The sequence below is a fragment of the Pseudoalteromonas sp. SG43-8 genome (assembly GCF_014164245.1).
GTDB classification, from domain to species: Bacteria; Pseudomonadota; Gammaproteobacteria; order Enterobacterales; family Alteromonadaceae; genus Pseudoalteromonas; species Pseudoalteromonas distincta.
Map to the genome: position 1 here is coordinate 256,749 of NZ_JACJEX010000002.1, position 14,246 is coordinate 270,994.

16 protein-coding genes are annotated in these 14,246 nt (G+C 39.0%); 7 read left to right on the forward strand and 9 right to left on the reverse strand.

The window, feature by feature from the left end; all coding sequences use genetic code 11:
- The 4 genes from H5122_RS06405 to lpxC all read left to right on the forward strand — a co-directional run bounded on the left by H5122_RS06405 (position 1) and on the right by lpxC (position 4,299).
- Positions 1-786 (forward strand): cell division protein FtsQ/DivIB, encoded by a 786-nt coding sequence (locus H5122_RS06405; RefSeq protein ID WP_182681711.1) that lies wholly within the window; start codon positions 1-3, stop codon positions 784-786.
- The gene (ftsA, locus tag H5122_RS06410) at positions 783-2,015 is read left to right on the forward strand and encodes a cell division protein FtsA (protein WP_007582937.1); all 1,233 of its coding nucleotides are present in this window, start codon (positions 783-785) and stop codon (positions 2,013-2,015) included. Before H5122_RS06405 ends, ftsA begins: the two co-directional genes overlap by 4 nt.
- A 21-nt stretch (positions 2,016-2,036) precedes the next feature.
- Complete coding sequence (ftsZ, locus tag H5122_RS06415; protein ID WP_058154155.1) at positions 2,037-3,281, forward strand: cell division protein FtsZ; 1,245 nt, start codon at positions 2,037-2,039, stop codon at positions 3,279-3,281.
- A 106-nt stretch (positions 3,282-3,387) separates the two neighbouring features.
- On the forward strand, positions 3,388-4,299 hold the full coding sequence (lpxC, locus tag H5122_RS06420) for a UDP-3-O-acyl-N-acetylglucosamine deacetylase (RefSeq protein WP_002957999.1): 912 nt from the start codon (positions 3,388-3,390) through the stop codon (positions 4,297-4,299).
- Between the two features lie 81 nt (positions 4,300-4,380).
- On the opposite strand, the gene yjjG is transcribed toward lpxC, so the two are convergent.
- The 3 genes from yjjG to H5122_RS06435 all read right to left on the reverse strand — a co-directional run bounded on the left by yjjG (position 4,381) and on the right by H5122_RS06435 (position 6,577).
- The gene (gene yjjG, locus H5122_RS06425; RefSeq protein WP_002958000.1) at positions 4,381-5,055 is read right to left on the reverse strand and encodes a pyrimidine 5'-nucleotidase; all 675 of its coding nucleotides are present in this window, start codon (positions 5,053-5,055) and stop codon (positions 4,381-4,383) included.
- Positions 5,056-5,068: 13 nt separating this feature from the next.
- Entirely contained in the window at positions 5,069-5,614 is a 546-nt protein-coding gene (yjjX, locus tag H5122_RS06430; protein ID WP_100218333.1) for an inosine/xanthosine triphosphatase, read from the reverse strand.
- A 63-nt stretch (positions 5,615-5,677) separates the two neighbouring features.
- On the reverse strand, positions 5,678-6,577 hold the full coding sequence (locus tag H5122_RS06435; protein ID WP_002958002.1) for a phosphoribulokinase: 900 nt from the start codon (positions 6,575-6,577) through the stop codon (positions 5,678-5,680).
- A gap of 157 nt (positions 6,578-6,734) precedes the next feature.
- On the opposite strand from H5122_RS06435, the gene H5122_RS06440 reads away from it, so the two are divergent.
- Together H5122_RS06440 and H5122_RS06445 are read left to right on the forward strand one after the other, a co-directional pair.
- Positions 6,735-7,610, forward strand: a complete 876-nt coding sequence (locus H5122_RS06440; protein WP_182681712.1) for a hypothetical protein — start codon at positions 6,735-6,737, stop codon at positions 7,608-7,610.
- Positions 7,611-7,685: 75 nt separating this feature from the next.
- The gene (locus H5122_RS06445; protein WP_007376965.1) at positions 7,686-8,051 is read left to right on the forward strand and encodes a hypothetical protein; all 366 of its coding nucleotides are present in this window, start codon (positions 7,686-7,688) and stop codon (positions 8,049-8,051) included.
- Between the two features lie 82 nt (positions 8,052-8,133).
- Here the strand turns inward: H5122_RS06445 and H5122_RS06450 are convergent, their stop codons facing one another.
- The 6 genes from H5122_RS06450 to H5122_RS06475 form a co-directional block, all read right to left on the reverse strand.
- Entirely contained in the window at positions 8,134-10,707 is a 2,574-nt protein-coding gene (locus H5122_RS06450; RefSeq protein WP_182681713.1) for a M1 family metallopeptidase, read from the reverse strand.
- Between the two features lie 148 nt (positions 10,708-10,855).
- A complete protein-coding gene (locus H5122_RS06455) occupies positions 10,856-11,536 on the reverse strand; it encodes a hypothetical protein (RefSeq protein ID WP_182673276.1) in 681 nt (226 codons plus the stop codon).
- A 99-nt stretch (positions 11,537-11,635) separates the two neighbouring features.
- On the reverse strand, positions 11,636-11,986 hold the full coding sequence (locus tag H5122_RS06460) for a DUF2750 domain-containing protein (protein ID WP_002958007.1): 351 nt from the start codon (positions 11,984-11,986) through the stop codon (positions 11,636-11,638).
- A 17-nt stretch (positions 11,987-12,003) separates the two neighbouring features.
- Positions 12,004-12,582 carry a glutathione S-transferase family protein gene (locus tag H5122_RS06465; protein ID WP_024605976.1) on the reverse strand — a complete coding sequence of 193 codons (579 nt, stop codon included), beginning with the start codon at positions 12,580-12,582 and terminating at the stop codon, positions 12,004-12,006.
- A gap of 64 nt (positions 12,583-12,646) precedes the next feature.
- Positions 12,647-12,928, reverse strand: coding sequence for a peptidylprolyl isomerase (locus H5122_RS06470; protein ID WP_002958009.1), 282 nt, complete (start codon positions 12,926-12,928; stop codon positions 12,647-12,649).
- Positions 12,929-13,014: 86 nt separating this feature from the next.
- On the reverse strand, positions 13,015-13,590 hold the full coding sequence (locus H5122_RS06475) for a glutathione peroxidase (protein ID WP_002958010.1): 576 nt from the start codon (positions 13,588-13,590) through the stop codon (positions 13,015-13,017).
- An 81-nt stretch (positions 13,591-13,671) separates the two neighbouring features.
- On the opposite strand from H5122_RS06475, the gene H5122_RS06480 reads away from it, so the two are divergent.
- Positions 13,672-14,160, forward strand: coding sequence for a GNAT family N-acetyltransferase (locus H5122_RS06480; RefSeq protein WP_058154161.1), 489 nt, complete (start codon positions 13,672-13,674; stop codon positions 14,158-14,160).
- Positions 14,161-14,246: the final 86 nt, after the last annotated feature.

Consider the following 14,246-nt stretch of genomic DNA (forward strand, 5'->3'; position numbering starts at 1 on the left):
ATGCATCCCCTTTTGGAAAAAGCTCAACAACTAAAACAGCAACTTAACTTTAATTGGTCGCTGATTTTTGGAGTGAGTTTTTTTCTGGTTGTGGTTATAGGCTTAGTACAAATAACCACAGGTGTATCTGATTGGTTAGTTGAAAATAAAGATGCTCAAATTAAGCACCTTACAGTGCAAGGGCATCCCAAATACACAGATGAAACGGCAATTATAAAAGCAATTAAAAAAGCCGATTTAAGTAGTTTTTTTGAACTTAATGTTAAGCACGTGCAGCAGCTAGTTCAAGACTTGCCTTGGGTTGCTACCGCTTCGGTACGTAAACAATGGCCTGATACTATACAGGTGTATGTAGTTGAACATGAAGTAGTTGCTCACTGGAATAGCGACTTGTTGCTCAACCAAAGTGGCCAAGCATTTCAAGCCAGCAGCGATAAGTTAGATGATAACTTACCACAGTTATATGGCCCAGAAGGTAGCGAAGAAGAGGCGTGGGTTGCTTTTAAGCAATTTGATGAAATGCTCAGAGTTAATGGTTTAACATTAACAAGTTTGGCATTATCGGAACGTTTTTCGTGGCAACTTTGGCTAGATAACGGGATTCGCTTAAATTTAGGGCGTAAAGATAAAGCCAAGCGTGTACAACGTTTTATAGACGTTTATCCACGAATGGAACAACGTGCAGATGCACAAGTAGATACAATCGATTTACGGTATGATACCGGCCTTGCAGTAAGCTTTAAGCCAATGCAAGAAGAGCAATTACAAAATAAGAGTAAGGCATGACTAAGTCAGCAGAAAGAAACCTAGTAATAGGATTAGACGTTGGCACCTCGAAAGTGGTTGCCACTGTAGGTGAAATCACCGCAGATAACAAACTCAGCATTGTTGGTGTGGGCAGCCAAGTATCTCATGGTATGGATAAAGGCGGCGTTAACGATTTAAACTTAGTGTCTGAGTCTATTCGACGAGCAATAGACGAGGCCGAGTTAATGGCTGATTGTCGTATAAGCTCTGTGTATTTGGGTATTTCTGGCAAACATATACAGTGTCAAAACGAAAGTGGTGTGGTGGCAATTAATAACACCGAAGTCACTGACGAAGACATTGAAAACGTAATACATATTGCGCGTTCTGTGCCTATTTCAGCAGAGCGTAAAATGCTACATGCATTGCCGCAAGAATACAGCATCGATATGCAAGAGGGCATTAAAAACCCACTAGGCATGAGCGGCGTTCGTATGGAAGCGCGTGCACATATCATTACGTGCTCAAACGACATGGCAAAAAATATCGAAAAATGTGTAGAACGCTGTGGTCTTGAAGTCGATCAACTTATCTTTACTGCACTTGCGTCATGTTATTCTGTACTAACAGATGACGAAAAAGAGCTAGGTGTTGCAGTACTTGATATTGGTGGCGGCACTATGGATATAACCATTTATATCAATGGCGCACTTCGTCACTCTGCCGTTATACCTGTAGCGGGTAACCAAGTTACTGGTGATATTGCAAAAATATTTCGCACACCTATATCACATGCCGAGTCACTCAAAGTACAATACGCATGTGCTAGTAGCCAAATGGCAAGTAGCGAAGACACAATTGAAGTACCAAGTGTAGGCGGGCGACCAGCAAGGTTAATGTCGCGCCATACATTATCTGAGGTGGTAGAGCCTCGTTTTAGAGAATTATTTGAGCTTGCGATGGAAGAAATTCGTCGTTCAGGCTTAGAAGACCAAATTGCGGCAGGTCTCGTTATAACAGGCGGAACTGCTAAAATGACTGGCGCGATGGAAGTGGCAGAAGACATCTTCCAAATGCCAGTAAGAATAGGCAAACCAATCGGGATGGTTGGTTTGACAGACTATGTAGATGATCCTTCGTACGCAACCGCTGTTGGTTTGTTACAATACGGGCGTACCATGCAATCGATGAATGCACAAAAGTCGAAAGCAGAGGATAACAATAATTGGTGGAACCGCATTACTAAATGGTTCCAAGGCGAGTTTTAAGACTCAAGTCGGAGAGTAAACATGTTTGATATAATGGAACAACACAGCGAAGAAGCTGTAATAAAAGTAATCGGCGTGGGCGGTGGTGGCGGTAACGCTGTTGAGCACATGGTAAAACAACAAATAGAAGGCGTGCGTTTTATAGCCGCTAATACGGATGCGCAAGCATTACGTAACTCTGCTGCCGATATTACAGTTCAACTAGGCACGCAAATAACCTCTGGGTTAGGTGCGGGCGCAAACCCTGAAGTAGGCCGTAAGTCGGCTGAAGAAGATGCAGATACAATTCGTGCCAGCCTTGAAGGCGCCGATATGGTATTTATTGCAGCCGGTATGGGCGGTGGTACAGGTACTGGTGCTGCACCGGTAGTTGCTAAAATTGCTAAAGAACTCGGTATTTTAACTGTTGCAGTTGTAACACGTCCTTTTGATTTTGAAGGTAAAAAACGTGCAGCAGCCGCTGAACAAGGCATTAATGAATTGTCAGAAATTGTAGATTCACTTATTACAATTCCTAACAATAAATTGCTTAAAGTTTTAGGGAAAGGGACTACACTTCTAGATGCCTTCGCTAAAGCTAATGACGTATTATTTGGTGCGGTACAAGGTATAGCAGAGCTAATTACACGTTCTGGTTTAATTAACGTGGATTTCGCCGATGTTAGAACAGTAATGTCTGCAATGGGTACTGCAATGATGGGAACGGCGTCTGCGTCAGGTCCAGATCGTGCACAAGAAGCTGCAGAAGCCGCTATCTCAAGCCCACTACTAGAAGACGTTGATTTAACAGGTGCTAAAGGTATCTTAGTTAATATTACCGCTGGTATGGACATTGCGATTGAAGAATTTGAAATTGTTGGTAATCACGTTAAAGCACTTGCGTCAGAAAACGCAACGGTTGTTGTTGGTGCGGTAATCGACCCAGAAATGACTGATGAGCTACGTGTAACGGTTGTTGCAACTGGTTTAGGCGGCGATCGCCGTCCACAGTTTGGTATTGTTGATAACGGCTTTAAAAAAGCATCAGGTTCTGATGTTGCAAGCACATCAAACCAAACGAGCAGCATGTACGTACCAAGCTTTGCAAGCCAAGATACAAACGCTGAAGAAAACACGACTAAAGAGCAAGCGCAAAGCAAAGAAAAAGCGCCTTCAACGAGTTCAAGTAGTTCAAGTTCTTCAGCGCAAAATAGTAAAAAAGCAGATAAATCAGAAGGTGGTGATTATTTTGATATTCCCGCTTTTTTACGTAAGCAGGCAGATTAACATTTAATAATACTTTTGTTTGAAATATGTACAAATATTGAAAGGCAAAAGGATTTATGTTAAACTCCGCCGTCTAACTGTAACTGATTTAAAAGTGAGCATACCTATGATTAAACAGCGTACGATTGCACAAGTAGTCAAAGCCATAGGAATTGGACTTCATAAAGGTGAGAAGGTCACAATAACTCTCCGACCTGCGAGCGCAAATACTGGGATTGTATTTCGTCGTGTCGACCTTGATCCGGTTGTTGATTTTGAAACAACACCTGAAGCCGTTGGTGATACGCAGTTGTGTACCTGTTTAATTAACAAAGATGGTGTTCGCTTATCAACTACTGAGCATCTTATTGCAGCTGTTGCTGCAATGGGCATTGATAATCTAATTGTAGAATTGGACAGCTCAGAAGTGCCGATTATGGATGGTAGTGCATTACCATTCATATATCTGTTACAAAAAGGCGGAATTGAAGAACAAAACGTTGCTAAACGCTTTATCCGTATTAAAGAAAAAGTACGCATTGAAGAAGATGGCAAGTGGGCTGAAGTTGAACCATATGATGGTTTTCATATCGACTTTGAGATTGCATTTAACCACCCAGCTATCAATGAAAGTCGCCAACGTATTGGGTTGGATATAACAACGCAAAGCTTTATTGAAGAAATTAGCCGTGCGCGTACTTTTGGATTTATGAAAGATATTGAATACATGCATGCAAACAACCTAGCGCTAGGTGGTAGCATGGATAGTGCTGTGGTACTTGATGAATTCAAAGTTTTAAATCCTAATGGCTTACGTTATAGCGATGAGTTTGTTAAGCACAAGATATTAGACTGTGTTGGTGACATGTTTATGACAGGTCATAATCTTTTAGGTAAAGTAACTGCATTTAAATCGGGTCATGATTTAAATAACAAATTACTTCGTAAAATTATGGCTACAGAGTCAGCATGGGAGTGGGCAACATTTGAAACGCCTGTGACGATGCCTGCACCCGGTCTTGAGTTAGCTCCAGCCTAAAAGCAGCAAATGAACAGCTCGCAAACAGTTATAAAAAATGACGCTAATTAGCGTCATTTTTTTTGCGTAAAATTTACTCTATTACAACTCTAAAAGATCTTGTAACTGATTTAAATGAGTTACTGTATAAGTTGGCTTTATTCCTTCGGCTAATTGCTCACCAGGGTGTTGTAACCAGCAAGTATCAATACCTGCATTGTTGCCGCCAAGTATGTCGCTTGCAGCAGTATCACCCACCATAAGTATCTCGCTTTTATCAGGGTTACCCATTAGCTCAAATGTGTGCTCAAAAATCGCTTTATTTGGTTTTGCTATACCCACAAGTTCAGATATTACTAACCATTCAAACATATCTTTTAAGCCAGTATGCTCAAGGCGTACGGTTTGTAAGCGGGCAAATCCGTTAGTAATAATACCCAATCGAGCATTTGGCTTAAGTTTATTTAAAAGCTCAATAGCACCAGGTAATGGCTCGCAAATTTGCGCCATAGCATCTAAAAAAGCATCGTTTAGCTCTTTTGCGGGCACATTAAGCTTTGAAGCCCACTCATTAAAGCGTGTTACTTGTAAGTAATCTGCGCTAATAGTGCCATTTTGATAATCAACCCACAGCTGCTTATTGGTTTTTTGATAATGAATATAATCGTCTTGGCTAAAATCTACGTTGTAAGCTTTAAACATGCGAGTCATGCCCGCTAAAATATCAAACCTAAATAAGGTTTCGTCTGCATCAAACAATACATAGTTGTATTTCATTAAACTTCCTAAATTAATTTGTTTGGCTGTAGAGATCTACGTGTAGAAAAGGTGCCATAGCTAAAGTGAGTGCTTGTGTATAGGTGCTTTCGCGCGTGGCGTGATTGTTTGTAAGTAACCCAATAGCGCCCCCCTTTTGTTTAACGTTGGTGGTATTAAATGCTTTGTCCATTACATCGCCAAGCTCTTCGCCATTAAGTAATGCGTTATAAAGCACTTGAGGCAAGGGGAGGTTGCTGCTGCGCCCTACAACCTGATTTAAGGCATTATCAATAACTACGTAAGCAAAGGTTGCTGCACCATAGCTAAATTGCTCTGCACCGCCTTCCATTGCCACGTAGTAGTGAGCTTGGTAATGCTCTTTGCAATAATTAACACGGTTTTGTGCGCCAACACGTGTTTCTTCTTCGCCAATAGGTTGATCTGGCACATTGGATGGGGCATCAACACCTTGGCAATCAATTTCATGTTCAGGGAAATACATTGCAAAAATATGTTTAGCAGCGTTAATTTTTACAGGGTTTTTAGAACCCACAATAATTTTTAATGAGTACAACACAATGTCCCTTATTGTTACTAAAATCAGCAGTGTACGTGAGAGAGCTCAATCTTAGAAGAGGAGTTAAATAGGTATATCCAAAGGTGCTAAGTTTTCAAGTGCACGCTTTTTCAAAATAATATCTTTAATAAGTGGAGTAAGAACCAGCTCCATAGCTAAGCCCATTTTGCCCCCTGGTACTACAAGCGTATTAATACGAGACATAAAACTGCCTTCGATCATCCGTAAATAATAAGGAAAATCAACATCATCAATACCCCTAAAGCGAATAACTACAAAGCTTTCATCAAGAGATGGAATATCTTTGGCGCTAAATGGGTTTGATGTATCAACAGTTGGCACGCGTTGAAAATTAATATGGGTACGAGAAAACTGCGGGGTAATATGATTTATATAGTCATCCATACTGCGCACAATAGAGCCCATAACCGCTTCGCGAGAATGGCCTCGTTCGGATGTATCGCGTATTAATTTTTGAATCCACTCAAGGTTAATAATTGGAACCATGCCTATTAATAAATCGACATGCTTTGCCACGTCTACATCTTGATCAACTACACCACCATGTAATCCTTCATAAAACAAAATGTCAGTATTATGATCAAGATCTTGCCAAGGTGTAAATGTACCAGGTAATTGATTGTACGGAACGGCTTCATCAAAGGTATGTAAGTAGCGGCGTAACTTTCCTTGACCTGTTTCGCTATAGTTTTCAAACAGCGTTTTTAAAGCGCCAAAGTCATTGGCCTCTCTGCCAAAGTAACTAATATGTTTACCTTCTTGTTGTGCTTCTCGAACTTTTTTATCCATTTCGGGGCGAGTGTAACGATGAAAGCTATCTCCTTCGACAAAAGCCGCTTGAATATTAAGGCTACGGAAAATATGTTTAATTGCATTCGTTGTGGTGGTTGTACCCGCACCAGATGAACCCGTAATCGCAATAATAGGATTTTTAGCTGACATGTTAATTCTCTTTTTTAGGACCAGGTTTTATAACCAGACTAAACTTAACATTATTTTAAGTCGTTTGGGTATCTTAAGAGTTGACTGACTTAGCTCAAGTGACGTCATCAGCAAATAACGTTATCATGAGGTGCTTAAAATTAAAACGAGAGAAAGCATGAAACTTATTAAACCATTACTTGGATTATTTTCTATAGCAGCGCTGAGCCCAATAGTGGTGCAGGCTAGCATGCCAAAAAGCCAAGTATTACTTGCTGATTTAAATACACCTTTCGGGGTACAAGTTAGTATAGTGAGCGATAAAAATAGTTATAACAACCAACCGCACTTAACAAGTACAGGTTTATACTTTACTCATGAAGTAATTAATAAAGTGCAAAGCCAAACTGATATTGCTTATTATGATTTCACGTCAAAAAAAGTTACCAATATAACAAACTCTCCTGTAAGCGAATATTCACCAACGGTTATGCCAAGTGGTGATGCGATATCAGCGATTGTTGTAGAAGCTGACGGTAAGCAAAAATTGTGGCAATACCCACTCAAAAATCAAGATGCGCCAAGTCGTATTTTTGATTGGATTGAACCTGTTGGATACCATGCATGGGGTGTCCAAAATGATTTAGTGATGTTTATTTTAGGAAAGCCTCACACTCTTCAATATACTTCTGTTGCACAAGCGAAGGGGGAAATAGCTGCCAGTAATATTGGCCGAACGCTTATTTATAACAACTCGATGGCTGCATTTTTATTTAGTTACACTAAAAACGAGCAACACATTTTAGCGAGTTTTAATCCACAAGATAAACAAGTTGAAGACCTATTAAGGTTACCGGCTCAAGTTCAAGATTTTATTTTAAAAGATAATGCGACCATTGCTTATGCTATTAAAAACCGCGTTTATCAGCGTAAACTTGATGGAAGTGATGAAGTATCGCAATGGCTTAATTTAAGCGCCTACTGCGAAACAAATATAACAAGAATGAGTTACAACAATGAAAAACTCGCTTTTGTATGTGATATAACAAAGTAAAGCAGGCAAATAAATTCAGATTTTATTGTGTGTATGCGTTAATCTAATACGCAAATTAACTAATAGGGATTACACGTGGCTTATAGTGCAGACGAGCTGACAGAACAGCTCATTAAATTACAGTGCAGAAGTAATTTTAAGATTAAAAATATTGCAGAGTACATGTTAGTAAACTCTAAAGAAGCATTTTATACCCACAGCGAAAGCGGCAAGGGGAAAATAGTAATTCGCCCAGCATTTGAAGTATTTAGCGATGATTTTAATGATATAGATGGCGTAACACGTGCGCAAGGGTATTTCCATAGCAGTGAGATGACACGCTTTCCTACGCGCATTTTTAAAAGCGCCCAACCTATTCACTACGGTGTTGCGTTTAAAATAAATTCTGAGCAAGCAGCCAAAGATTTTATAGCCAAGCTAACTATGATTATTGGTAATTAATAAAGCAAAAATATAAACGTAAAAAGCCGCTGAATTTATATTCAGCGGCTTTTGTATTTTTATAGCTCAATAAACCTAATAATTACTTACTTTTTAAAAAGCTATTAACCGATTCAAGTTCACGTGTTTTAAGCGCGATACAATCGTTTGTGCTTTCTTCAAGCTTACTTAATGTACGAGCGTAACCAGCTACATCAGCTACTTTTTCGTTAAAGAAGGTTTTCGTTGTCGCTAAGCTTTCTGCATCACAGCTTGCAGTTGTAAAGTACGGCAAGTTAGGTATAAAGAACGGCGGTAAACTTGCTGTTACTTTATCGTAGTTACTGTAAACCCAATCAATAAATAATGCTTGGCGCTCATCTTTGTAACTTTGACCTGACAAAATAGTACGCATGTCAGATGCAGTTACTTCATCCGTTAAGCTATAAGCTAATACTGCTTTTTGTAACTCAGGTTTACCAAAAAAGCCCATAGCTGCAAGCATGTTTGTGCGTACTTGCGGATCTTTAGTCGTTTTGAACGTTGTCATGAATTGATCAAGCAGTGCTTTATCACCATGAAAAGCAGCAAGAGTTAAGTACGTACCTGCTAAGTATGGATCTACTTTTTGTGGATCATTTAAATAAACTTGCGTTTGTTCTTTGGCTTTATTGATGACGTTTTGATCTTCACCATCAAAACCTAAGCGTGATACAACGGCTGCACGAAGTTGTGCAATAGCACCGTCTTCTCCCGCTTTTGCTTCTAAACCATATTTTTTAGCTGCAGGCGTTACTGCACCGCGAATAAATTCAGGCCATAGGTCTTTATTGCTATCGTCTTTAAAAGTGCGCTGTTGCGATACTAAGTAACCTAGTGCGGTATTTGCTACGCGAGGGTGGCTATCGCTTACGAACACTTCAAGTGTTTGCATTAACTTAGCAGCAGATATAACACCAGCATCAAGTAGCGCATCAGTAGCCGATAGTAACGCTAAGCGTTCACGGTCACTCAGTACGCTTGGCGCCTTTTTAACAAGCGCGCTAAATTGTGCATCATCCATTACCCAGCGGTAGTAGCCTAATGCACCTTGGTCAGGATAAATCCACTCTGGTTCAAAGTCTAAATCTAGTGTTTGGCTTTGTTTATTAAGTAATACGTTTGCTGTTTTTACTTTATCGCCAGCACCATATTTAATTGCCAACGGTACATTCCATAACTGCTTTGGCGCATCAACGCCTGCGTTTACAAAGCGGCTTTGTGAAATAGTTACTTTGCTACCTTGTTGAGTTACTTTAACTAGTGGGAAAGAAGATTGCTCAATAAACGATTTTAAAACACTCGCTACGTCTTTATTTGATGCTTTACCAAGTGCTTCCCATAAGTCGGCTGCTTCTGCATTTTTATATGAAAACTCTTTTAAGTAGCTTTGAATACCTTTTTGAAATGCATCTTCGCCAATCCAGTTTTCAACCATAGCAAGTACTGAGCTGCCTTTACTGTAAGCAAGACCTAAACCGTCCATAATGTCGGCTTCGGTTTTAATTGGCTTACGAATAGGCTTGGTGCTTAGGCGTGCATCAAGTGCCATTACGTTGTTTTGTGGCAGGTCTAAGTGCGATTCAAACTCAGGGTTAAGCTGCTTAGTAATTTTTGCAGCCATCCAGCTAGCAAATGCTTCGTTTAACCATAAGTCGTTCCACCATTTCATGGTTACTAAGTTACCGTACCATTGGTGAGCAAGTTCGTGAGCAATAATTGATACATTACGTTGTTTTTTACTGCGTGTTGCTGCAGCTAAATCAACTAATAAAATATCTTCTCGGTAGGTTACTAAGCCGGAGTTTTCCATTGCGCCAAATGGAAACTCTGGTACCGCTACTGAGTCTAATTTTTTGTAAACGTAAGGAATACCAAAATACGCTTCAAGTGCGCCCAGTACTTTTGGCATGTTTTCTTTTGCGTATTGGGCTAAGTGGATTTTACCTTGAGGGGTAATTACACGACCAGGAATTGGCATGCCTTTAATATCTAATTCTTCAAACGGGCCAACAGCCATCGCGACTAAGTATGAAGGAATTGGCGGCGTTTTATCAAAAAAGTGTGTGGTCATATCGCCATCAACCGTTGTTTTTAGTTCTGGCGTATTTGAATATACTTTTTGTGATGTAGGTGCAGTAATCGTTAACTGAAATGGAATTTTGTAACTTGGCTCATCAAAAACAGGAAATGCACGGCGTGCATCACTCATTTCAAATTGAGTAAATAAATAAGGTGTGCCTTGGTCTAACGTTTTGTATAAACCAACACTTTGACGGTTATATGGCGCTGAAAAATCAACTTTAAGGGTGTATTTACCTGGTTGGATTTGCTCATCACAGCTAAATTTAACTTTACCTGTTTTAAGCATTTCGTTGTTTAAGTCACAGTTTTCGTCGCCAAGCAGTTGCGCCATTTTAACAGCGTAAGCTACGCCATTTAATTCAATGTATTTTGTTGGTTTTAGTACTTCTAGGGAAATCTCAGTCATCCCTGTGAATGTATCTTGGCTCGGATCGAGTGTTAACGATACCTGTTGTGAACTTGGTTTTGCGAGTTTTTCAATAACGAATTCGTTAGCGTTTGCAGCACCCATTGCCAAAGCAACGCTCACTGTTAAGAGGCTTTTAAGAAACATAGTGATCCCTAGATTGTTGTTGTTAGAAACTACCCTAAATAGGCTTTTTTATGCTCATATTATTAGGGGGTTAGATATCCTAACAGTTTTTTTTAATAGAGTAATTGATTATAACGGTGACTTTAAGGGGAAATAGTAACAAAGTTTGTCAGTGGCTTTCGCGTGTTATAAAACGCTGCCAATGCAGGTGTGAGTTAATAATACGTATTTTTTGAATCACGTTATCTAATAAAAGCACGTCCTTAAATTCATTATGTGGGTATTCGTTAAATCCCATGAGGTAATTAAAGGCGTCTTTAGAGTTGGCTTGCAGAGCATGTATACGCACTTGTTGCTCAAAGTTAAGACGAAGGCTGCTTATGGCTGTTTTCATACCGAGTTGATCAACGTTTGGTATATCACATTTTTGTAAATAGCCGGCTCGCTCACCTTCACCTGAAAACCAAATACGGACTTTTTCACTGTATCTGCCAGTTTTAGCGGGTAAGTCGAACATTAATCGTTGTTGATTTTGTGATTTTATGAATGCTAAATATTCATTAAACCCGGCATCTATAAGTGCCTGATGCACTGGAACTAAGCGAGGTTTTATCTTACCGTGAGTATGAAAATTAAAACATAAGACATCTTTCTCAAGAAACAGATCATCAAGCGTTAGATAGCCAATTTCATCGCTATATGCACCACTGTAATATGCAATTAGAGGAAGCCAAAAATGCCAGTGTTTTGGTTGCTCACGTGCAACTTTAAAATCACCGTATATATATCCATTATAAAGAGTGTGCAGTTCCATGGCTGAAAAGGGCCGGCGACCAAGATGGGTTTTCAACGTAATACCTTGAAAATAATGATGTGTTTTATTTTATACCCAACTAGCAGTAGATGCTAGTCGGGTTTTATCCGCTCTTAAAATAAAGCGTATAAAGTATTACTCACTTAATGCGCGAGCTAAACCAGTAGGTTCAATCTCTGTACATACTTGGTCATCATTCCAGTTAATGCCAACAAGTGCGTTATCTTCATTTAAATCTTCAACCCATGCATCTAAAAATTCATCAAGATTTATTTCTACAGGGCTGTAGTCTTTCCACTCTTCTTTACATTGCGCTTTAGCTGCTTCTTCACTTTCCCAAAGCAGTAGTACGTCAGTTTCGTCAAATTGGTTAGAATCGCACACTACAAAGCCATTATCTTCTGCACCAAGTGCCCAAATTACTTCGCTAACACGTACTTTTTCTACAAAGTTAACTAGTTGTGATTCAATTTCGATATCGCTCATGTGTTTACCTTTTTAAATTAGTGACGAGGATTAGTATCTATTGCTGCTTGACGCTTGCCATATTGCTTATGAAAAGCAACAAGCTCTGAATACTGACTAAAGTCAGTTAATTCACGAAAGCAAATCCAATCAAGCAGGCAGTATAAACTGATGTTGAGGTATTCACAGCTTTTAAATTCTTCATCGCTTAAATGGGTATTTAAAAAGCTTAATGTTTGTTCAATTCGTTCGTTTTGCAAATTAAAAAAGAGTTTATCGCTTTTGGTGTCAAATCCAGAGCGTTCACATAGCAGCATTTCTACTAGCGAATCGTTACAGGCATTTATAGTCGTAAGTAAGTGCTCTTGCGGCCACGTTAGTTTTGGTTGCCCTGTTTTTTCAAGTAAATAGCGCAATATAGAATTAGAGTCACTAAGTGTTAAGTCGCCATCTACCAGAATGGGAATCTTTCGAGCTGGATTTTTACTGGCCATAGTAGGGCGATCTTGCTCAGAAAATATATCAAGACTCACAAGCTCTAGTTTACAGTTGTTTTGTTGTGCCCAAATTCTAATTCGGCGCACGTAAGGTGAAGGTACAGAACCAATTAATTGCATAATTACTCCATAAAAAAGCCGCATAAGCGGCTTTTATAAAACGTTACTTACGATACAGTTAAATTTATTCTGAACGGCTAGTAACTTCAAGTAAATGATAACCAAATTGAGTTTGCACAGGGCCTTGTACTTGGTTAATTGGAGCTGAAAACACAACTTTATCAAACTCTGGAACCATCATACCAGGACCAAACTCACCAAGAGCACCGCCATCTTGACCTGATGGGCAGTTTGAATGCGCTTTGGCTAATTCAGCAAAGTCTTCGCCTTGCTCAATTTTTGTTTTTAAGTCTAAGCATTGTGCTTCACTGTCTACAAGTATATGTCGTGCGCTTGCTACTGTCATAAAATCTCCCGAGTATAGTGTGGTGTTTTTTTAACCGAATTAAAATATCATTCTAGTTAGTTTGAACTAATTGTACCAGTATAAACTTATTTATCAGAAAGCACAGTTTCAATTGCAGCAATCATTTGTTCTGAATCAGGTGCTGCTTTGCTGTTAAACCGTAAAACCGTCTCACGATCAGCAGACACTAAATACTTATAAAAGTTCCAATTTGGAGAGCTAGTTTGCTCATTCAAATATTTAAAAATTGGATTCGCTTTACTACCACGCACTTCGCTTGTAGCAAACATAGGGAAGGTTACACCATAATTTACAAAGCATACTTTTGCAGTTTCTTTTTCACTATCCTCTTCTTGAAAAAAATCATCAGAAGGGAAGCCTAATACGACTAAACCTTGTTCTTTGTATCGCTGATATAGCGCTTCAAGGCCTTTAAATTGGGGTGTAAAACCGCAGTTGCTTGCCGTGTTTACTATTAATAAAGGCTTATTTTTAAATTGGCATAAATTAATAGATTCTTTTGAGCGCAGCTTTCGAATATCGACATTGGTAAAATCTTGACAGTCTTGGGTAGAGGTTTGGTTTATAGTTGATGATGTTTCAGCGTGGAGTGGGGCATTAATAAATAAAGCCATTAATCCTATTATAATTTTTTTTAGCATTACATTACCTAAACTTTTCAATTGTTTGATTGGATAATCATACGCTAATATGAAACAAATTGATCAACCTTTGAATGACCTATGACAACCCGTTTAGCAACTATTGACGATCTTAGTGAAATTGTAGCCATTTATAACGAAACCATTGCAGGGCGAATGGTAACTGCAGATACGCAAGAAGTTACTGTTGACGAAAAGCGTGACTGGTTTAATAGCCATAACGATAAAAGGCCTATTTATGTTTACTGCGAAAATAACCAAGTACTTGCTTGGGTAAGTTATAAATCGTTTTATGGGCGTCCTGCTTACGATGGCACAGTAGAGATGAGCATTTACATTACCCGTAAAGCACAAGGTAAAGGGCTTGGTAAAAAGCTAATGATATTTGCTCAAACACAAGCTAAGCAATTAAATATTAAAGTATTGCTTGGTTTTATTTTTAGTCATAACTTACCGAGTGTTAAATTGTTTAAGCATTTTGATTTTGCAATATGGGGTGAGTTGCCAAGCGTTGCCATAATGGATGATAAGGCGTATAGCCTTACTATTTTTGGAAAACATCTGGAATAAATTATTTTTCATAATGTTGTAATATTTTTTTACAAAATAAGACGAAGGGTTTATGCCAATTAAATAAAAATAGTCTACGCTATTAA